The 20,013-nt window shown below is 58.5% G+C and carries 16 protein-coding genes and 1 rRNA gene; 4 read left to right on the top strand and 13 right to left on the bottom strand.

Going from position 1 to position 20,013, the window contains the following annotated elements:
* Positions 1-160: 160 nt before the first annotated feature.
* The 4 genes from BMX80_RS05725 to BMX80_RS05710 all read left to right on the top strand — a co-directional run bounded on the left by BMX80_RS05725 (position 161) and on the right by BMX80_RS05710 (position 4,858).
* Positions 161-1,042: a MurR/RpiR family transcriptional regulator gene (locus tag BMX80_RS05725; protein ID WP_074866185.1), complete on the top strand. Its 882-nt coding sequence runs from the start codon at positions 161-163 to the stop codon at positions 1,040-1,042.
* Between the two features lie 381 nt (positions 1,043-1,423).
* Positions 1,424-2,707, top strand: a complete 1,284-nt coding sequence (locus BMX80_RS05720; RefSeq protein WP_074866182.1) for a maltoporin — start codon at positions 1,424-1,426, stop codon at positions 2,705-2,707.
* 146 nt (positions 2,708-2,853) lie between these two features.
* Positions 2,854-3,792 carry a MalM family protein gene (locus BMX80_RS05715; RefSeq protein WP_071870706.1) on the top strand — a complete coding sequence of 313 codons (939 nt, stop codon included), beginning with the start codon at positions 2,854-2,856 and terminating at the stop codon, positions 3,790-3,792.
* A gap of 364 nt (positions 3,793-4,156) precedes the next feature.
* Positions 4,157-4,858 (top strand): YebC/PmpR family DNA-binding transcriptional regulator, encoded by a 702-nt coding sequence (locus BMX80_RS05710; RefSeq protein ID WP_074866179.1) that lies wholly within the window; start codon positions 4,157-4,159, stop codon positions 4,856-4,858.
* 45 nt (positions 4,859-4,903) lie between these two features.
* Here BMX80_RS05710 and BMX80_RS05705 read toward each other — a convergent pair whose 3' ends face one another.
* The 13 genes from BMX80_RS05705 to rrf all read right to left on the bottom strand — a co-directional run bounded on the left by BMX80_RS05705 (position 4,904) and on the right by rrf (position 19,835).
* Positions 4,904-6,913, bottom strand: a complete 2,010-nt coding sequence (locus BMX80_RS05705; RefSeq protein ID WP_074866176.1) for a transglutaminase TgpA family protein — start codon at positions 6,911-6,913, stop codon at positions 4,904-4,906.
* On the bottom strand, positions 6,910-7,860 hold the full coding sequence (locus BMX80_RS05700; protein ID WP_407922779.1) for a DUF58 domain-containing protein: 951 nt from the start codon (positions 7,858-7,860) through the stop codon (positions 6,910-6,912). Before BMX80_RS05700 ends, BMX80_RS05705 begins: the two co-directional genes overlap by 4 nt.
* Before the next feature lie 11 nt (positions 7,861-7,871).
* Positions 7,872-8,789 (bottom strand): AAA family ATPase, encoded by a 918-nt coding sequence (locus tag BMX80_RS05695; protein ID WP_071870709.1) that lies wholly within the window; start codon positions 8,787-8,789, stop codon positions 7,872-7,874.
* Between the two features lie 37 nt (positions 8,790-8,826).
* On the bottom strand, positions 8,827-9,519 hold the full coding sequence (gene pyrF, locus BMX80_RS05690; RefSeq protein WP_074866170.1) for an orotidine-5'-phosphate decarboxylase: 693 nt from the start codon (positions 9,517-9,519) through the stop codon (positions 8,827-8,829).
* Positions 9,520-9,579: 60 nt separating this feature from the next.
* Positions 9,580-10,860, bottom strand: coding sequence for an MFS transporter (locus BMX80_RS05685; protein WP_074866167.1), 1,281 nt, complete (start codon positions 10,858-10,860; stop codon positions 9,580-9,582).
* 110 nt (positions 10,861-10,970) lie between these two features.
* Positions 10,971-12,317 (bottom strand): glutamine synthetase family protein, encoded by a 1,347-nt coding sequence (locus BMX80_RS05680; protein WP_074866164.1) that lies wholly within the window; start codon positions 12,315-12,317, stop codon positions 10,971-10,973.
* 388 nt (positions 12,318-12,705) lie between these two features.
* Positions 12,706-14,208 carry a lysine--tRNA ligase gene (gene lysS, locus BMX80_RS05675; RefSeq protein WP_074866161.1) on the bottom strand — a complete coding sequence of 501 codons (1,503 nt, stop codon included), beginning with the start codon at positions 14,206-14,208 and terminating at the stop codon, positions 12,706-12,708.
* A gap of 29 nt (positions 14,209-14,237) precedes the next feature.
* Positions 14,238-15,333, bottom strand: a protein-coding gene (prfB, locus tag BMX80_RS05670) for a peptide chain release factor 2 (protein WP_139214028.1) whose coding sequence is annotated in 2 segments (ribosomal slippage) — positions 14,238-15,260 and positions 15,262-15,333 — 1,095 coding nt in all. Because the reading frame shifts where the segments join, the coding sequence is not laid out codon by codon here.
* Between the two features lie 83 nt (positions 15,334-15,416).
* A complete protein-coding gene (locus BMX80_RS05665) occupies positions 15,417-16,193 on the bottom strand; it encodes a hypothetical protein (protein WP_139214027.1) in 777 nt (258 codons plus the stop codon).
* A gap of 55 nt (positions 16,194-16,248) precedes the next feature.
* A complete protein-coding gene (gene recJ / locus BMX80_RS05660) occupies positions 16,249-17,955 on the bottom strand; it encodes a single-stranded-DNA-specific exonuclease RecJ (protein ID WP_074866156.1) in 1,707 nt (568 codons plus the stop codon).
* The gene (locus BMX80_RS05655) at positions 17,955-18,497 is read right to left on the bottom strand and encodes a YaeQ family protein (RefSeq protein ID WP_074866153.1); all 543 of its coding nucleotides are present in this window, start codon (positions 18,495-18,497) and stop codon (positions 17,955-17,957) included. Before BMX80_RS05655 ends, recJ begins: the two co-directional genes overlap by 1 nt.
* A gap of 60 nt (positions 18,498-18,557) precedes the next feature.
* The gene (locus BMX80_RS05650; RefSeq protein WP_071870718.1) at positions 18,558-19,562 is read right to left on the bottom strand and encodes a class 1 fructose-bisphosphatase; all 1,005 of its coding nucleotides are present in this window, start codon (positions 19,560-19,562) and stop codon (positions 18,558-18,560) included.
* Between the two features lie 157 nt (positions 19,563-19,719).
* A 5S ribosomal RNA gene (gene rrf, locus BMX80_RS05645) occupies positions 19,720-19,835 on the bottom strand.
* Positions 19,836-20,013 lie beyond the last annotated feature (178 nt).

Genomic DNA, 20,013 nt, shown 5'->3' with positions numbered 1-20,013 from the left:
ACTCAGCACAAGCCGCGCCATCGCATTGACGTTATAAAAACTCAAAAGTAGTAAAAAAACAACATTTCTTTTCAGAAAGCGTTTTCCTCTTGGTAGATTAGCCGTGTCGCACTAGCATCAACTCAGCCTGCGCCCTTTTTCGCGCACACAAGGACTTCGTATGGAACGCGCACAGAACCTGCTGGACACCATCAGCGATAACGTTGCCGAACTGAACAAAGCTGAGCGCAAGGTCGCCGAAGCCATTCTCGCCAACCCCGAGCAAGCCACCCGCTTCAGCATTGCCGCCCTCGCCCAAGCCGCCGGCGTTAGCGAGCCGACGGTCAATCGCTTCTGCCGCAGCTTTAATATTCAGGGCTATCCGGAGCTAAAAATTCAGCTCGCGCAAAGCTTAGCCAGCGGTGCCACCTACGTTAGCCGTGCGGTCGAAGCTGATGACAGCGTGGAGGATTACACGCAAAAGATCTTCGCCAGCACCATTGCCTCACTGGAGTCGGCCCTGCAAAGCTGCGACACCAAGCAGATCAGCAAAGCCGTAGACCTGCTGATTCAGGCACGGCAAATCCACTTCTTTGGCCTAGGCGCCTCGGCCTCCGTGGCGCTGGATGCGCAGCACAAGTTCTTCCGCTTTAACCTCGCGGTTAGCGCACAGGTCGATGTTCTGATGCAACGGATGATCACCGCCGTGGCGCACACCGGCGATGTGTTTGTGATTCTTTCTTACACCGGGCGCACCCGCGACCTGGTGGAAGTCGCCCGCGAAGCGCGCGAAAATGGCGCCTCGGTGATTGGCATCACCGCCGCCGGCTCGCCGCTGGCGCAGGTGTGCAGTGTGTGTTTGGCGATTCCCGACCAAGAAGACACCGACATCTACATGCCCATGACCTCGCGCCTGATTCAGCTCACCGTACTCGATGTGCTCGCCACCGGCGTAACGCTGCGGCGCGGCAGCGATTTTCAACCGCACCTGCGCAAAATCAAAGAGAGCCTACTGCCGACCCGTTACCAACCCGGCAGCGACAGCGACGACGACGCGCAATAACGGCCAATCACCCCGCGAGCAGCTGCACTGGCAAAACGCCATAAGCGTGCACTGACGCACAAAACCACCGCACTAAAGCCGCCACCCACCCTACTACTCCCCCCTCATCCCTGAAAAACTACGCCGGGGATGAGGCCTCACTTCCGTACTTCACCGATTCTGCACTACGCCGGCAAACCTGATTGCACGGCAAGGCGTAACACCCACACGCTGTATAGCGAAAACAACAACGGGCGCCGCAAGCATCACTGGGCAGGTATCAAACACGTTACTTTTACCCGATTGCACAGCACCTTTCGTTGTTTTATTACTACGCAGCGTCCAAGGGGGATTGCCCTCTGGCCACCTGATAGAGCCAACAAAAACAACAAAGGACCCGCCATGAACACGAAAAAACCTGCCTTCCTGCTCAAGCCCAGCGCAGCCCTCGCTGCTCTGTTAGTGGCTGCGCCGGCAATGGCTGTCGACTTCCACGGCTACATGCGCTCAGGCATCGGCGCCACCGGCGGCGGTGGTGATCAAGCCTGCTTCCAAGCCAAAGGCGCTGGCGCCAAGTACCGCCTAGGTAACGAGTGCGAAACCTACGCCGAAGTCGGCCTCGGCCAAGAGCTGTGGAAAGAAGGCGACCAGAGCTTCTACGTCGACAGCATGATTGCCTACAAGTCCAATCAGGCCAACGACTGGGAAGCCACCGACAGCAAAAACGGCAACAGCGACAACCCCTACGAGAACGGCACCAGCTCGATTCGCCAGTTCAACGTGCAGGGTAAAAACGTGCTGAGCATGCTGCCGGGCGCCACCTTGTGGGCAGGTAAGCGCTATTACAAACGCCATGACGTGCATATCAACGACTACTACTACTGGGACGTATCAGGCCCAGGCGCGGGTATCGAAGATATTGATCTAGGTTTTGCTAAAGCCCACGTGGCGTGGATGCGTAACACCGACGGTAACTGGACTTACAACGGCGCCGGCACTGGGACTAACGTCGCCAACGACACCTTCGACTTCCGCCTGACCGACATTAACGTCAACACCGACGGCAAGCTAGAAGTCGGCTACGACTACGGCAAAGCCAACCTGACCGACGAGCAGGAAAAAGACCCCGGCTACACCGACAACAAAGGCCATTTGGTCACCTTGGAACACACCCAAGGCAACTGGTTTGGCGGCTTTAACAAGCTAGCCCTGCAATACGGCACCGACGGTATCATCGGCTCTACCGGCCGCAACAACACCGGCAACAGCGACGGCAAGATGATCCGCTTGGTTAACCAAGGCGTGATTGGCCTGACCGACGACATCGAAATGATGTACGTGCAGATCTACGAAGACAAAGACTTGGACAACAACGACGGCCAAGAGTGGCTCTCCCTCGGCGTGCGTCCGGTGTACAAGTGGGACAACGTGATGTCCACCGCCTTCGAATTCGGCTACGACCAAGTCGACCCGCAAGCCGACGGCAAAGAAACCATCGACCTGAAGAAATTCACCATTGCCCAGCAGTGGTCAGCCGGTCGTAGCTTCTGGGCACGCCCGCAGATCCGCGTATTCGCCACCTACGCCATGTGGGACGGTGATGAGTACAACGCCGCTAGCGAGTCGATCGAAACCGGCGAAGACGACGGCCTAACCTTTGGTGTACAAGCCGAAGCATGGTGGTAATCGGCTGCCCCTTAACACCACCGTGAGGTGTTAAGGGGCGCTTTAACGCTGCTCCTGAACTTACCCCGCAGTGCGCAAACGCAGGCCCTATCGTTACCGGCCACGGCTGCGGGGGCTTTCCCCGAATGTGAGTCTTCGAGGACACCATGAAACAACACTTCAGCCGCCTCCCCTTGCTCTTGGCTGCCTGCACCGCCCTACTCGCCGGCTGCGCCAGCGAACCGACCAACCTGCGCCAAGTGGATGCCTTTAATAAGGCGCCTGCGCCGTTGGCAGTCAGCGCACAATCAGCACAAGACGCCCTGCGCGCCGCTAGCGTGTGCTGTGACAGCCTGCAAAGCCTGCCGTTTACCCAAATCGCCCCCGATTTCAGCGGCAATGTAATCATCGACCGCAGCGCACCGGCGTTTAACTTCGACAGCGGGAAAAGCTTTTTCCGCGCCTTTGCCCTGCCGCAAAACAGCCGCTCTTTCGAGATTCGCCTGTACAGCCAAGCCGGCGATACTGTCTTGGCACCCAACGCCATGCTGCTTAACGGCAACTTGCAAATCACCCGCCTGCTGGGCAAAGACGACTTCCAGTTCGTACCCGCGCAAGGCTTAAAAGGCGACAGCTTGGACGCCCGTCTGCGCGTTGACCGCCTGTATCTGGATAACGCCGGCAACGAAGCCTATTTAGTGCTCTACACCAGCGATGCACAGATGGCCGGCAAGACCATCATCGAGCACCCGGCCAAGTCGTATGCCAAAGCCCGTGGCACCGAGCCGCCCAACATTGCCGATCTGGAAGCCAAGCATGTGCCGGAAGGCATCATCAAAATGGTGGTGATTGAAGACAAGGTAGCCGGCCAGATCGCCAACACTTATGTTCCACCGCGCAGCATTGGCCAAGAGATGGGCAACACAGTACCCAGCCTGCCGCCGCCACCGGTGCAGCCAGAAACCAAAGCCTTCTACCGCCAAGCCATCGATGCGGCACTGGCCAATCGCGATCTGGAAAAAGCCCTGCGCCTAGCCGACGAAGCTGCGCGCGTGGGTGATGACAGCGCCAAGCCTTACTTGCTGGAAAAGGTTCAGATTAAATAAACACACGCAGAATTCTGAAGGTGTTCTAGGGGCTGATGCCGTTTCGGCGCAGCCCGCGTTGCTGCGAAAAATCGCGTCATGTTAGGCGTGGGGCGCTGGCAATGGTTGACTCCCTTGCCAAGCTCCGCAACAACACATGGCGCGATTTTGCGCGCAACCCTTCGGGACGGGCTTGTTTTTGCTCACTGCGTCGTTGCTCAGCGCTTATTTGAAACACCAAACCTCACGCTTCACGCCTAGCTGTGTGCAAAAACAAGCACCGTCGAGCGCGCGCCGAAACGGCATCAGCCCCTAAGACGACCAATGGTCGCCCTTTTTTGTTTTACAATCGCCGCTTCGTTTTTTCGTTAAAGAGATGATCGCCATGGGCGCCCAATGGAAAGCCAAACATAAAGAAGCCGCCGCCAACGCCAAAGGCAAACTGTTCGGCCGTCTGGTTAAGGAAATCATGGTTGCCGCACGCAACGGCGCCGACCCGGAGATGAACGCCAAGCTGCGTCTGGCTATTCACCAAGCTAAAAAGCTGTCGATGCCCAAAGACACCCTCGACCGCGCAATTAAAAAAGGCGCGGGCCTGTCGGGTGAAGTGGTCAACTTCGAACACCCGATGTACGAAGGTTTTGCCCCGCACCGCGTGCCGGTGATCGTCGAATGCCTGACCGACAACGTCAACCGCACCGTGGCCGAGATTCGCGTGTTGTTCCGTAAGGGCCAGCTGGGCACCTCTGGCTCCGTTGCTTGGGACTTCGACCACGTTGGCCTGATCGAAGCCAGCCCTGAAGGCGATGCCGATGCGGAACTCGCGGCCATCGAAGCCGGCGCACAAGATTTTGAAGACGGTGATGAAGAAGGCAGCGCCCTGTTTATTACCGACCCAACCGATCTGGACACCGTCAGCCGCGCCCTGCCTGAGCATGGCTTTATCGTCGACTCCGCCAAACTGGGCTATCGCGCCAAAAACCCGGTGAGTTTGTCTGGCGACGAGCTGGACGAAGTGCTGGCCTTCTTAGAAGCGCTGGATAACCACGACGACGTGCAGAACGTCTATGTGGGCCTCGCCGAGTAACCCCCCATCAATGGCTGCGCAGCACCACTGAGAAAAAACGCCGAATTAATCGGCGTTTTTTTTGCCCCGCCAGCGCTGCCACCACGGCAGCGCTTGGCGCAAGCGCAGATAGCGCAGCTTCAACGCCGCTTCATCCACCGACTCGGCGGCAAACACTTGTTGCTCATACTCGCGATAAAACGCCTTAATCGCCGCTGCCTGTGCCGGCAGGCTGACTTGCGCACGCTGACTAAAACGCCGCACGCCTTCGCCTGAATCACGCACTAAGCCTTGGGTCGCTAGCAAGCGCTCAGCGGCCAGTAAATAACGCTGCTGCGCTACCGGGCGTGCCTGCCACGGCTTCACCAGCCAGACGCCTAGCAGCACTAACAAGACGGCAATCACCGCCACAAGCGTGAGCCCCAGCTGCTGCCAATCCACCGTACCCAGCCAACTGGCCAGCCACTGCATTTGCTGCTCGCCCTGATAGCCCAACACCAAGCGCTGCCAACTGTAATTGAGGTCATCCCAAGCCAGGCGCAGTTGATTCAGCCAAGCCAATTTCCGCAGCTGCGCACCGGCCAGCAGATCGCCTTCCAGAAAGCTGCCTTCTTCGGCCAAAGCCTGCTCAATGCCTTGTTCAATGCGCTCGGGGGCTACTTGATAGGTGGGGTCGACACTCTGCCAACCTGTGCCCGGCTGCCAATATTCGACCCACGCATGGGCGTCAAACTGGTGAATCAACAGATAGTTGCCGGCCTCGTTAACCTCGCCACCTTGGTAGCCGGCCACCACCCGCGCCGGAATACCCGCCGCGCGCAGCACCACCACCATGGCGCCGGCATAGTGGGCACAGAAACCGCGCCGACCATCGAACAAAAACTCATCGACACTGTGCTGACCATACAGCGGCGGACGCAGCGTGTAGTGAAACGGTTGCTGATTAAAGTGCTTGAGCACCTCATTCACCAAACCTTGCTGGTCGCTACCAAAACGCTGGCTCAGCTCGGCAGCCCAAGCGCGCGTGCGTGGGTCAAAGCCGCGTGGCAAACGTAAGTTCAAGCGATATTGCAGGCTCGGCAACTGAGCTTGGCGCACTGCCTCAGGCCACGAGCGCATGCGATACAACAGCGCCTGCTCAATCGGCCTGCCGCGCTGCACGCGAAAATCCACTGCTTGCCGGCCAGCGCTGTCGGGCGGTGCTGCGGTGTCCAGAGCAAATAACCACGGCTGCCCGGTGGGCTGCATCAGTACTTGGTAATCGAGCGGTTCGCCTTGTGCTTGCCAGTCCGGCAAGGGCGCACGAGCTTGTCGGGTGAACTCGGCTTGCGACCAGCGCCGGCCATCGAAGTCTTCCAGCGTCAGCGCCCGCCAGTAGCGCTGCGCATTCGGCGGAATGGCTTGGTCAAACTCGACGCGAAACGCCAACTCGCCGGAGCGCGATAGCTCCGCCACATCCGCCGGACTCATGCTTTCGGCAAGGCCGGTGCGGGCCTTATCGGCCGTCGGCATCGTCCACAACGGGCCAATCCGCGGGAAGAACACAAACAGCAGCAACATCAGCGGCAAGGCTTGCAGCAACAAGCCCGCCGCCAAACGCCAGGTGGCCCACGGGCGCTGGTTAAAACTGCTTTGCTGCATACCGATCAGCGCCGCTATCAAGGCAGAAATCGGCAGCAAGCTGTAGGCAAAGCTAAGCAGACTGTCCTCGAATAAATAACTGGTCACCACGGCGAAAAGGCCCATGGTAATCAGCACCTGCGCATCGCGCGCTTTGCGCATCTCCACCAGCTTGAGCACAAAGGTGCACAGCAGCAGGGTAACGCCGGCGTCCAAGCCCAACAGCGTGCCATGCGACAGCAGCACCCCAGCGGTCACGCCGAGTAGCAATAAACCCTTGAGCCATGCGGGCGGGAAATCCGCACGCTGGCGAAAAATCTGCACGCGCCACACGGCACACAACAGCCACAGCGGGATCAGCCAACTGGGCACATGCAGCAGGTGCGGAATAATCACCAGCGCCTGCGCTACCAATAGCCAAGTCAGGCTGATGCGCGGAATCAAGCTGGCACTCATGCTTTCACCCCGTACAAAGCCAAGGCACGCAGGCAGGCATCGCGGTGCGCCGCCGAGCACTCAGGGGCTAACTCTAAACCCGGTAAGCGCAGGCCAAAGGGCTGGCTTTGGGCATACAGGCTGAGCACGGCATGGGTTAAGCGCGACAGGCGCTGCTCCACCCCGCCGCCCACTTGGGCGAAATCCAGCCAGATATCGCGCCCGGCCAAGCCGGCAAAGTCTTTCACCAACAAGCCTTGGCCGCGCGAGAAGGCCTTCCAATGCAGACGGCGCTTGTTGTCGCCGGGCTGGTAGCTGCGCAAGCCTTGGTAGTCATCCACGCCACCGGGAATCACCCGAACGCCTTCGTCATCGTCTTGACTGCCGGCATCGGCCAGCGGTAAGTCGCCGGCCTGTGGTGCGGGGTAAACCAACACGCGCTGGTCTAAATCCAGCCAGCTCCACGCCACAAACAAACCCAGCGGAAAGCGCGTTTCCACCCGTAAACGCCCCGGCACTAACCAGCCGCGCTGACTGGCATGCGCGAATAGCTCGACCTGCGTGCTGCCGTTGGCGGGCACATCGGCCATCTGCAGTGGCTGCGGTGGCCAGCCAAGCGCTAAGGCTTGATAGGCGCGGCGTTCGCCGACCAACTCCACCGGCAAGCAAGCCTCTTCCCCGGCAAACACCGGCACGCTGACTTGGCGACGCACCAACAAGCCGGACAAGCTGCGATAGGTATGCAGAATGGCCACTAAGAACAACGACAGCAGCCAGAAGGTTAAGAAGTACGCGAGGTTATTTTGGTAGTTGATCGCGCCAATCAGCAGCAAGGCGATCAGCAGCAGAAAGCCTAAGCCTTGGCGGGTGGGAATAATAAAAATGCGCCGCTGATTAAGGCGCACCTCGCTTTGCGCGGGAATGCGCCGGTCTAGCCACCGCTGCCAGCGCGCGCGCCAAAGGCTCATCACGCTGCGCATCAGAGCGCCGGCACTTCTCGCAGCAGCCACTGCACCAGCGCAGCGCCGCCATGCCCGCCGGCATCGGCTTGCTGGCGCAAGCGGTGCCCAGCCACGGCTGGCAGCACCGCTTGCACATCTTCAGGAATCACATAGGCGCGGCCTGCCAACAAGGCCCAGGCTTTTGCTGCGGCTAACAAGGCCAACGCACCGCGTGGCGATAAACCGTAAGCAAACTGCGGCTGACTGCGGGTGGCTTCAGCAATGCGCAGCACGTAATCGACCACCGCTTCGCGGGCCTGCACCTTGGGCACTTCAGCTTGCAGGGCGGCCAGCTGAGCGTGATTAAGCACCGGCTCGAGGCTTTGCATCAGCTCGCGACGGGTGATGCCCATCAGCAAGTTTTTCTCCGCTGCCGGCGCCGGATAGCCCAGCGATAAGCGCATCAAGAAACGGTCGAGCTGCGATTCCGGCAAGGCAAAAGTGCCGCTAGAGCTGACTGGGTTTTGCGTGGCAATCACGAAGAATGGCTCAGGCAGCGGGCGGGTTTGCCCTTCGATGGTCACCTGCCCTTCTTCCATGGCCTCCAGCAAAGCGCTTTGGCTTTTTGGCGTGGCGCGGTTGATTTCATCCGCCAGCACCAGCTCGGCAAAAATCGGCCCGGGATGAAAAACAAACTGGCCGCTGTTTTTATCGAACACTGAAGTGCCGAGAATATCCCCCGGCAGCAGATCGCTGGTGAACTGAATGCGCTGAAACGACAAGCCCATCACCCGCGCCAAGGCATGGCTTAGGGTGGTTTTGCCCATGCCGGGCAAGTCTTCAATCAGCAAATGGCCGCGCGCCAGCAGGCAGGCCACGGCCAAACGCACTTGCTGCTCTTTACCCAAGACCACTTGGTTGATTGAGGCAATCGCGCGGTTAAGGGTATCGAGCATGGGTGGTCCTAATTCAGTGAAGGGCTTTCTCAGCTATTTACAGGCTAGAGACAATCTCACGCAATGCCGCTGCCGGGTCTGCCGCTTGGGTGATCGGCCGACCGATGACCAAGTAATCGGAACCAGCGGCCAAAGCCTGTTGCGGGGTAAGAATGCGGCGCTGGTCATCTGCCGCGCTGCCGGCCGGGCGAATGCCGGGGGTGACCAACTGCAACGCAGGCTGCGCGGCTTTCAAGGCTGGGGCTTCTTGCGCCGAGCAAACAAGGCCATCTAAACCAGCTTCGGCGGCTAAACCTGCCAAACGCAGCACTTGGCTTTGCGGCGCGACATCCAGGCCAATCCCGGCCAAGTCGCTTTGCTCCATGCTGGTCAGCACAGTCACGCCGATCAGCAGCGGCTTAGTGCCGTTGTGCTGATCCAACACCTCGCGGCAAGCGGCCATCATGCGCAGGCCGCCGGAACAATGCACGTTAACCATCCACACGCCCAACTCGGCGGCGGCTTTCACGGCCATGGCAGTGGTGTTGGGAATGTCGTGGAATTTCAGGTCGAGAAACACCTCGAAGCCTTGCGCTTGCAGCGCCTCGACCACTTGCGGGCCAGAGCGGGTGAACAGCTCTTTGCCCACCTTTAAGCGGCACAGGCTAGGGTCTAGCTGCTGGGCCAGCGCCAAGGCTTGCGCTTGGCTGGGGTAATCGAGGGCAACAAGGATCGGGGACTGACAGGCCATCGGGCACTCACTTACGGCAAAACAAAACAGCCGCCATTGTCGCAGAAAGCCCCGCGCCCGTCAGGACGCCGGGGGTTGCTGATCGACCATTTGCTCCTGCACCACGGCTTCGTCAACACGTGGGTCGAGCGCCGCCACCAAGGGCGAGCTGCCGATCAGCGGTGGCATGCCTTGGTGCTGCAACGGAGCCTCGGCCACTTGGTGCTCGCCCGTTACCGCCTGCGGACGAATCAACAGCGCGAGCAAGGCCGCACACACCAGCGAGAAACCATACAAGGTGTTATTACCGAAGAAGGCCATTAAGCCGCCAACCAACAGCGGCCCCACGCACGCACCCAAGGCGAAGGTGACCAACAGCATGGCGGTCAGCGACACGCGACGCTCTGCCTCCACATGGTCATTGGCCAGCGCCACGGCTAGCGGATAGAGGGTGAATTGCAGCAAGCCGATGGCAAAGGCCATCAGCAGCAACAATAAGAAACCGGGTTCTTTAATCAGCAATAACGGCACACAGGCCAGCAATAACAGCAGCGCGTTGTAACGGATTAAGCGAGCGCGATCGATGCGATCCGACAGCTTGCCCAACGGCCACTGCGCCACCAGGCCAGCCAAAATGCACACGCCCATAAACTGACCGACCTGTGCAGTATCCAGCCCCGCCGCACTGGCATACACAGGCCCCAAGCCATAGAAGGCGCCAGTGACTAAACCGCTGACCGCCACGGTAATCAGTGATTGCGGAATGCGCTTAACGAAAAACAGCGGCTCCAAGGGTGCCGGCACTAATGGCGCCGGATGCATGCGCCGGGTAACAGCCACCGGCACTAAGGCCAAGGCAAAGCAAATAGCTACCCACAGCAGCACTTCGATACCCAAGCCAGACTCCAGTCCCAACGCCAGCTGGCCGAGCACTAAACCCAAGTACACCGCTGCCATGTAACCGGAGAACACCATGCCACGCTGTTGGCTATCGGCCTGCTCGTTAAGCCAGCTTTCGATCACCATGTATTGGCACATCATGCACAGGCCTACTAACAGGCGCAGCACGAACCAAGCGCCCAGGTTGTCGATCAGACCATGCAATAACACCGCTGCCGTCACTAAGCCGCCGCAGGCCACATAAGCGCGCACATGCCCCACACGGGCAATCAACTTGTGGCCCAATTTGCCGCCAATCACCAAACCCAAATAGTTCGCCGCCATCAGGCTACCGATCCAGATATCGGCCACTTCATTAGCAGACAGGCGCAGCGCCAGATACGTGCTGAGCAAACCACTGCCCAGCAGCATTAATAAGGTGGCGGCATATAACGAGGTAAATGAGACCAGCGCGCGCGGCATGGCGAAGGCTCCAACAGCGAACAGGAGCGCTCCACCCTAACGGATTAACCCACCCCTAGGCCAGCGCCTGAGCCTTAGAGGTCGCCCAAGGCAAGCTTGGGGTCGCCTGTTTATACCTGCATGGCGAGAAAGCGCCGCTCCCACGCAGTGATCTCGCTTAAGAAGTCTTCCAGCTCGATGTACTTGGAGGCCAAGAAGCCCTCGATAAACTCCTCCCCCAGCAGCTCACGCGCCAAGCTGCTGCGTTTTAAGCGGCGCATGGCTTCTTGCATCGAGGTCGGCAGGCGCATGTTCTCCGGCGCGGTGAAGTCGCCAGCAATCGGCTCGGTCGGCTCAAGCTTTTGCTCAATGCCGCGCAGGCCGGCGGCTAAGCTCACCGCCAAGAGTAAATACGGGTTGGCATCGCAACCGGCTACGCGGTTTTCCACCCGCCGCGCTTCCGGCACGCTCGGCGGAATACGCAGGCCGGAAGCGCGATTATCATGCGCCCAGCAAAAGTTATTCGGCGAGGCATACGGATGGAACAAGCGCTGATAGGAGTTGATATTCGGCGCTAACAGCAAGGTTAAATCTGCCAAGGCATCTTGCAGGCCGCCCAGATAATGGAAGAACTCCGGGGTCGCCTCGTCTTGCGCATCGTTAAAGATATTCTTGCCCGCGCCATCCACCACGCTCTGATGTAGATGCATCGAGCTACCCGCCACCTTGGCCAAAGGCTTGGCCATAAACACAGCGATCAACCCGTGCTTAAGCGCCACCTCTTTAACCATGTGCTTAAACAGGAAGGTCTGATCGGCAATTTTTAGCGCATCGCCGTGGTGGAAGTTGATCTCAAACTGCGACACGCCCATCTCGTGCATAAAGGTATCGCGCGGCATGCCCATGGCCTCCATGCAGCGATACACCTCAACCCAAAACGGCCGCAGGCCGTTATTGGAGGCCACACTAAAGGCCGAATAGCCCTCTTCACGGCGTCCATCCAAGCCCACCGGCGGCTGAAACGGCAAATACGGATCAGCATGCGGCGCGAAGATAAAGAACTCCAGCTCAGTAGCCACCACTGGCGACCAACCCTTGGCGGCATAACGCTCGACGATGCGCTTAAGCAGAGTGCGGCTGGATAACCCCGAAGACTGACCTTCAATCTCCACGCAGTCACACACCGTCAGCGCGCGCGGCTGCTCGGCCCATGGCAGCTGGTAAGACTGGCTCAGCACGGGCTCCAGCACTAAGTCGCCATCATCGCTGCCGTAATACTGCGCATCGGGGTAATGCCCCACGAGGCTTTGCAGCAGCACGCCACGCGCCATCTGCAAATTACGCCCGCTGGCGAAGCCCTCCAGCGTCATGACCTTGCCACGCGGCACGCCGTTTAAGTCGGGGGTGACACATTCCACTTCGCTAACACCGGCTTGTTGCCAAGCCTCTACCAGCGATGAGCGCGCTTCGCGGGACATATTCTCTTCCTTATCGTTATCGGCTGCGTGCAACTTGGTGCACAGCGTGTGCGGAATATAAACCACCCGCACGTAGACAGCCACGCAAAGCGTGCGCCGTGGGTGTATGGGAAGGCGACATGACCTTCACGCACTACCGATCAATACGAGCGAACGATGCATCTAGCGATGCTTAAAAAGAGGCAAAGGGTAAAAATGGCGCATAAAAAACCCCGGCATGCCGGGGTTTCTCTTTAGACAACGTCTGGGAAGCGCTGAGTTAATCGGCGAACGGGCCAAGCGCAAGGCGCCCGGAGCGCAGCAACCGAGACATACTGACGGGTAAGCGAGGTTGTGAGCACCGTGTAACGCCGCGATTGGGCTGTGCAGCCATTAAATCAGTGCTTCCTTAGTGCTCTGGGCGCATATGCGGGAAGAGAATCACATCGCGAATCGACGGTGAGTTGGTCAGCAACATCACCAAACGGTCGATACCGATACCTTCCCCGGCGGTCGGCGGCATGCCGTATTCCAGAGCACGCACGAAGTCGGCGTCGAAGTGCATGGCTTCGTCGTCGCCGGCGTCTTTGTCTTTGACCTGCTGCATAAAGCGCTCGGCCTGATCTTCGGCGTCGTTAAGCTCGGAGTAGGCGTTAGCGATTTCACGGCCACCGATAAACAGCTCGAAGCGATCGGTCACACTCGGGTCATTATCGTTGCGACGTGCCAGCGGCGACACTTCAAACGGGTACTCGGTGATAAAGGTCGGCTGCTCCAGCTTATGCTCGACCAGCTCCTCGAAGATCATGGTTTGCAGCTTGCCGAGGCCTTCAAAACCTTTCACATCGGCACCGGCTTTCTTGGCAATCGCACGGGCTTTGTCGAGGTCTTTCAGGTCTTCAGCGCTGATCTCGAGGTTGTACTTGAGAATCGAGTCAAACACCGACAGACGCGCAAACGGCTCGCCGAAGTGGAACAGCTTGTCGCCGTAGGGCACGTCGGTGCTGCCCAGTACCAGCTGCGCCAGCTCGCGGAACAGCTGCTCGGTGAGGTCCATGTTGTCTTCGTAATCGGCGTAGGCCTGATAGAACTCCAACATGGTGAATTCGGGGTTGTGACGGGTCGAGACACCTTCGTTACGGAAGTTCCGGTTGATCTCGAAAACCTTCTCGAAACCACCGACCACCAAGCGCTTCAAGTACAGCTCGGGGGCGATACGCAGGAACATGTCCATGTCCAGCGCGTTGTGGTGGGTTTCAAACGGCTTGGCCGCGGCGCCACCAGGGATGCTTTGCAGCATCGGAGTTTCCACTTCCAAGAAGCCGCGCGCCGCCAAGAACTGGCGAATGTGCGCGATCACTTGCGAGCGCACTTGGAAGGTGTGGCGGGTTTCTTCGTTAACGATCAGATCGACATAACGCTGGCGGTAGCGCATTTCCATGTCGGTCAGGCCGTGGTGCTTGTCCGGCAGCGGGCGCAACGACTTGGTCAGCAAGCGCACGTCGCTCATGTCGACATACAAATCACCTTTACCGGAGCGCGCCAAGGTGCCTTCGGCGGCGATGATGTCGCCCAAGTCGAAATGCTTCACCGCTTCAAGCTGCTCTGCCGGCAGGCCTTTGCGGTTGACGTACAGCTGAATGCGCCCACTGACGTCTTGCAGCACCATGAACGCGCCACGGTTAAGCATCAAGCGACCAGCCACCTTAACCTTGATTTGCTCGCCTTCCAGCGCTTCTTTGCTGTGCTCGACGTACTGTTTCTGCAGGTCGGCGCAGAAGCTGTCGCGGCGGAAATCATTGGGGAAGGCATTGCCCTGCTCACGCACTGCGGCCAGCTTTTCTTTACGCTGGGCAATCAGTTTGTTTTCTTCGTGCTGCAGGTCGCTGGTGACGTTTTGTTGGTCGCTCATGGTCGTTGGTTCCACGGTTATCGGGCCGCTTACAGGCCCTGCTTCAAACTGGCTTCAATAAATTGGTCGAGATCGCCGTCGAGCACGGCATCGCAGTTGCTGGTTTCAATGCTGGTACGCAAGTCTTTGATGCGCGAAGCATCCAGCACGTAGGAGCGAATCTGGTGCCCCCAGCCGATGTCCGACTTGGTGTCTTCCAGTGCTTGCGCGGCAGCGCTGCGCTTTTGCATCTCCAGCTCATACAACTTGGCGCGCAGCATTTTCATCGCGCGGTCACGGTTCTGGTGCTGCGAACGCTCGGTCTGGCACGAGGCCACCACGCCCGTCGGTACGTGGGTAATCCGCACGGCCGAGTCGGTGGTGTTAACGTGCTGACCACCGGCGCCGGAGGAGCGGTAGGTGTCGGTACGCAGATCAGCCGGGTTGATATCGATTTCGATGTTGTCGTCGATTTCTGGCGAGGCAAACACCGCCGAGAACGAGGTGTGGCGACGGTTGCCGGAGTCAAACGGGCTCTTACGCACCAAGCGGTGCACGCCAATTTCGGTGCGCAGCCAACCGAAGGCGTATTCGCCACGGATGTGCACCGAGGCACTCTTGATACCGGCCACTTCACCGGCCGAGAGTTCGACGATTTCGGTGTCGAAACCGTGTTGATCGGCCCAGCGCAGGTACATGCGCAGCAGAATATTGGCCCAATCTTGCGCTTCGGTGCCGCCGGAGCCGGCTTGGATATCCAGATAGCAGTTGTTGGCGTCCATTTCGCCGCTGAACATGCGGCGGAATTCGAGCTTTTCCAGCGCGTCGCGCAGGCGAGCAACTTCAGCCTCGACGTCGGCCACGGCGCTTTCGTCATCTTCTTCAGCAGCCATCTCCAACAGGTCTGAGCAATCACTCAGGCCGCCGGTCAGCTCGTCGAGGGTTTCGATAATGGCAGCTAACTGGGCGCGTTCGCGGCCCAAGTTTTGTGCGTTTTCCGGGTTGTTCCAGACTTCCGGGTCTTCCAGCTCGCGCTCGACCTCGGTTAAACGATCACGCTTGTGATCGTAGTCAAAGATACCCCCTGATGGTCTCGGTGCGGCCAGTCAGGTCTTTGATGGCGTTCTGGATTGGATTGATTTCCACAGGACAGCGCCTCTTTTAAATCGGTGTGCAAAAAAGGCGCTTATGTTACCTCAAGAAACGGGCCACTGACGACCAACGCCGCATCACAAGCTGCGTTGCAAAGCCTGTAAATGCGTAACGATGTCGCGACAGCTGCGCTCGACAATCAGCGGCGCCATGTCGTCGTTGTAATTGAGCAAGCGCCCGTGGATAAAGCGCCAACGGATTTGCACGTCACGCAGGCGGCTGGCGACATCCGCGCGGCCTTCTAATGCAACAGCCAGCGCTTTCAGATCGTTATCCAGCGCGGCAGTTTGCTGGTCGAGGTCTTGCGCTAAGAAGCTGTTGGCATCTTCGCTGAGCGGCTCAAGGTCACCAATATAGGCGCGCGCCGTGTACCGGGTAGCCAAATACTGAAAGCGCGCGGGTAGGTCCCACAACAGCGTCTGCTCGGCGCTTAACGTTGGCTGCGCCTTGGCGGCAATGGCGTTTTGCTGCAAACCCTGCAGCACACTGCTTAGCGCATTGCTGAAGTTTAAGTTGAAGTCCCACGGCAAATCCGGCGAGCTGAGGTCGTAGACCAGCGCCTGTTGCACCTGCTGTCGATAGGCTGGCACGCTGGCCTGCAAGTCACCCACAGCCAACCCTTGGCTGTGCTGTTGCAAGCGACCTAAAGCGGCTTCGGCAAGTTCTGCCTGCGCAGGCTGGCGCCCTTCCCCGCGGTGCATAAATAGCTGGGTGGCGGCCTGCAAAGCCGCCACTTGGGCATCTTGCGTTTGCTGCTGCTGTGACGACAAGGCCGCCAACAACGGCGAACTGACACACAAGCAATACACCCCAACCATGCCCAGCAGGCTGCGTAACTTATTGTTTAGCTTCACGAAATACATCACTCCCTAATGCAAAGCGCGCAGTGTAGGGGCTTACCCGGCAGAATCAACACGCCTCAAGATGGGTGATGAGCAACTGCACCGATTCGCGCCCACGGTATTCATTGACCTCGAGCTTATAGACAAGCCGCGCCCATTGCCGTGTGGGATTCGGCCATTGTTCACGCTCGACATTAAAGGCAATGCCATCTACCTGCACCCGACCGCACTCACTTTGCAGCTGCAGCTTGAGGTGCTTGTCTTTCAGCAAGCGCTGATCCAGCAAACGGAACACGCCATGAAACAGCGGCTCAGGAAAGCCCTGCCCCCAAGGCCCGGCCTGACGCAAAGCATGCGCCACCGGCAAACACACATCGGCGTGGGTTAGCTCACCATCGCTGAGCACGCGCCCGGTGAGATCCTCCGCACTTAACTGGCGGCGCACTTGCGCATCGAAGGCTTGGCTAAAACGGTCAAAATCGCCTTCATGCAGGGTTAAACCCGCTGCCATGGCATGCCCGCCAAACTTGATGATCAGCCCCGGATGCAGCGCAGCAACCGCCTCTAGCGCATCACGCACATGCAAGCCCTGAATCGAACGCGCCGAGCCTTTTAGCGTGCCATCACCGGCGGCGGCAAAGGCAATGGTTGGGCGGTGATAGCGCTCTTTCAGGCGCGACGCCAAGATGCCGATCACGCCTTGGTGCCAGTCGGGCTCATACAAGCACAAACCAAACGGCAGGCTTTGCTCGTCCAGCGCTTTCAGCTGCGCCAAAGCCTCACGCTGCATGCCTTGCTCGATGCTTTTGCGTTCTTGGTTTTTTTCATCCAGCTCCAACGCCATCTCGCGGGCCAGCTGCGGGTCGTCACAGAGCAAACACTCAATGCCGTAGGACATATCATCCAAACGGCCGGCAGCATTTAAACGCGGCCCTAAGATAAACCCCAAGTCGGTTGAGCCAACCGAGGCCAGATTACGCCCAGCAATTTCCAACAGCGCGCGAATACCTGGCCGGCAATGCCCGGCGCGAATCCGTAGCAAACCTTGATGCACCAAGATGCGATTGTTGGCATCCAGCGGCACCACATCCGCCACGCTACCCAGGGCGACCAAATCCAGCAGCTCAGCCAAATTCGGCTCGCTGCGCCCAGCAAACCAGCCTTGCTCCCGCAACTGCGCACGCAGACCGAGCAAGACATAAAACATCACCCCAACACCCGCCAGCGCCTTACTAGGGAAAGCGCAACCGGGTTGATTGGGGTTCACAATGGCGTCCGCCTCGGGCAGCTGAGCGCCGGGTAAATGGTGATCCGTCACCAGCACACGCATGCCTTGCGCTTTGGCCGCCGCCACGCCGTCGACACTGGAGATACCGTTATCCACCGTCACCAACAGCTGTGGCCGGCGCTCTGCGGCAACCGCAACAATCTCCGGGGTCAAACCATAGCCGTAGTCGAAACGACTGGGCACCAGATAATCCACCTGCGCCGCACCCAACGCTCGCAAGCCCAGCACAGCGACGCTACTCGCGGTAGCGCCATCGGCGTCGTAATCGCCCACCACCAAAATCGACCAACGCTCGCGCAAGGCTTGTTGCAAAAGTGCCAGCGCTGCATCGATGTCTTTGAGCGATTGCCAAGGCAGCAGGTGCTTTAGGCCTCGCTCCAACTCATCAGCATGGCGCACACCGCGCGCCGCATAGATGCGCGACAACAGTGGCAACTCGGTGAGCGGCGGAATTTCACCCGGCACACCACGAAGATCAATCTGCATTAGCGATGCGCGCCTTTCAGCCACTCCAGCGGCAACTCGGTTTGGCCGTGCTCGTCCGAGACAAACATCACGCCATCGCTGATCATCACGCCCCAACTAATCGTGCGCGGCAAGTTCTCGCTCAGCGCAGCCAACGGCTCTTGCGGTAATGCCACGATATCGACGTTATTTAACGCGCCGATATTGCCCACCACTTTCGTCGTCCACTGTTTGAGGTTGCCGTATGCCATCAGGCTCACCCGCTCGGCGCGGCGACTGGACCAGGTCAAACGCTCGGCATCCGGCTGGCCCACTTCAATCCAGTGCGCTACACGACCATCGAGGGTTTTACTCCACAGCGCCGGCTCATCGACATCCGACAAGCCACGGCCAAAGGCTAGCGCTTCGTCGTACCACAAGGCATACGACAGCAAACGCACCGCCATGCGCTCTTCAGTTTCTGAAGGATGGCGGGCAATGGTCATGCGCACGGTCGCATACACGTTGCGATCCATGTCGGTGATATTCAGCTCAGCCTTATAGGGGGTCGCTTGCAGCGCCATAATCTCTCCGGAGAAAAACGACAGGGGCCGTAAACGGCCCCTGAGCGATAAAAATACGCGTTACTGCTGTTCGCGGTGATAGCGCGTAGCGCGCTCCACTTCTTCTTTAGAACCTAGGAATACGGCGACACGCTCATGCAGCGAGGTCGGCTGCAAATCCATAATGCGCTCTAGGCCGTTAGTCGCAGCACCACCGGCTTGCTCGATGATGAAGGACATCGGGTTGGCTTCGTACATCAAGCGCAGCTTGCCGGGCTTCTCCGGCTCACGTGCATCACGCGGGTACATAAAGATACCGCCACGGGTGAGGATACGGTGCACATCGGCCACCATCGAAGCAATCCAGCGCATGTTGTAGTTTTTACCCAGCGGCCCCGTCTCACCAGCGAGCATTTCGTCCACATAGCGTTTAACCGGCGCTTCCCAATGACGCTGGTTAGAGGCATTAATGGCGAACTCTTTGGTTTGCTCAGGCACACGGATGTCATCGTGAGTCATCACAAACGAGCCAACTTCGCGATCCAAGGTAAACCCTTTTACCCCGTGACCTAAGGTCAGCATCAGCATGGTCTGTGGGCCGTAAATCGCATAACCGGCTGCGACTTGCTCGACGCCTGGCTGCAAGAAAGCCTTTTCGCACGGCGCATCGATGCCTTCCGGGCAACGCAGTACCGAAAAAATAGTGCCTACCGAAACGTTTACATCAATGTTCGACGAGCCATCCAGTGGATCAAACAACAGCAGGTACTTGCCCTTCGGGAACTCGCCAGGAATCTGGTAAGCCTTTTCCATTTCCTCAGAAGCCATCGCCGCCAAGTGGCCGCCCCATTCGTTGGCTTCCAGCAGGATGTCGTTAGAAATCACATCCAGCTTTTTCTGCGCCTCACCCTGCACATTATCGCTACCGGCATTACCCAGCACGCCGCCGAGCGCGCCCTTAGACACAGCATGGCTGATCGCTTTACAGGCACGCGCTACCACTTCAATCAGAAAACGCAGGTCAGCCGGCGTTTCCTGACTGCGCGTTTGCTCAATCAGGTAGCGACTCAGAGTAATACGGGACATGGAATATGAGCTCCAGAAAAATTCGCTGGCGATTTTACCGCGAAACCCCCCTCAGCGCTAAATCGGCTTAGACCGCTGGCAAAGGTTTATTTCGCGTATTTTTTACGCTTAAAAGACAAAGCCCCTGAGCTTTTGCTCAGGGGCTTTGGTTTTAGGTGCTTGACGATGACCTACTCTCACATGGGGAGACCCCACACTACCATCGGCGATGCACCGTTTCACTGCTGAGTTCGGAAAGGGATCAGGTGGTTCCAGTGCTCTATGGTCGTCAAGCAATTCGGTTGGATATCCGTATTGCGTACGTCTATCCGAATTGGGTATGTGATTGGTATTACGAGTTCAACAAGCTTTCGGCTTTGTTTCGTTTACCACTGCAATCTCAGATTGCTTGGGTGTTATATGGTCAAGCCTCACGGGCAATTAGTACTGGTTAGCTCAACGCCTCACAACG

Source organism: Atopomonas hussainii (assembly GCF_900109735.1).
Lineage (GTDB): Bacteria > Pseudomonadota > Gammaproteobacteria > Pseudomonadales > Pseudomonadaceae > Atopomonas > Atopomonas hussainii.
Note: the sequence above shows the minus strand (reverse complement) of the source record. Positions and strands in the feature narration are given on the sequence as shown.

What these genes read in the sequence shown, in the direction of transcription:
- BMX80_RS05725 (WP_074866185.1), top strand. Translation starts at nt 161, where the DNA reads ATGGAACGCGCACAGAACCTGCTGGACACCATCAGCGATAACGTTGCC.
- BMX80_RS05720 (WP_074866182.1), top strand. Translation starts at nt 1,424, where the DNA reads ATGAACACGAAAAAACCTGCCTTCCTGCTCAAGCCCAGCGCAGCCCTC.
- BMX80_RS05715 (WP_071870706.1), top strand. Translation starts at nt 2,854, where the DNA reads ATGAAACAACACTTCAGCCGCCTCCCCTTGCTCTTGGCTGCCTGCACC.
- BMX80_RS05710 (WP_074866179.1), top strand. Translation starts at nt 4,157, where the DNA reads ATGGGCGCCCAATGGAAAGCCAAACATAAAGAAGCCGCCGCCAACGCC.
- BMX80_RS05705 (WP_074866176.1), bottom strand. Translation starts at nt 6,913, where the DNA reads ATGAGTGCCAGCTTGATTCCGCGCATCAGCCTGACTTGGCTATTGGTA.
- BMX80_RS05700 (WP_407922779.1), bottom strand. Translation starts at nt 7,860, where the DNA reads ATGAGCCTTTGGCGCGCGCGCTGGCAGCGGTGGCTAGACCGGCGCATT.
- BMX80_RS05695 (WP_071870709.1), bottom strand. Translation starts at nt 8,789, where the DNA reads ATGCTCGATACCCTTAACCGCGCGATTGCCTCAATCAACCAAGTGGTC.
- pyrF (WP_074866170.1), bottom strand. Translation starts at nt 9,519, where the DNA reads ATGGCCTGTCAGTCCCCGATCCTTGTTGCCCTCGATTACCCCAGCCAA.
- BMX80_RS05685 (WP_074866167.1), bottom strand. Translation starts at nt 10,860, where the DNA reads ATGCCGCGCGCGCTGGTCTCATTTACCTCGTTATATGCCGCCACCTTA.
- BMX80_RS05680 (WP_074866164.1), bottom strand. Translation starts at nt 12,317, where the DNA reads ATGTCCCGCGAAGCGCGCTCATCGCTGGTAGAGGCTTGGCAACAAGCC.
- lysS (WP_074866161.1), bottom strand. Translation starts at nt 14,208, where the DNA reads ATGAGCGACCAACAAAACGTCACCAGCGACCTGCAGCACGAAGAAAAC.
- recJ (WP_074866156.1), bottom strand. Translation starts at nt 17,955, where the DNA reads ATGCAGATTGATCTTCGTGGTGTGCCGGGTGAAATTCCGCCGCTCACC.
- BMX80_RS05655 (WP_074866153.1), bottom strand. Translation starts at nt 18,497, where the DNA reads ATGGCGCTGCAAGCGACCCCCTATAAGGCTGAGCTGAATATCACCGAC.
- BMX80_RS05650 (WP_071870718.1), bottom strand. Translation starts at nt 19,562, where the DNA reads ATGTCCCGTATTACTCTGAGTCGCTACCTGATTGAGCAAACGCGCAGT.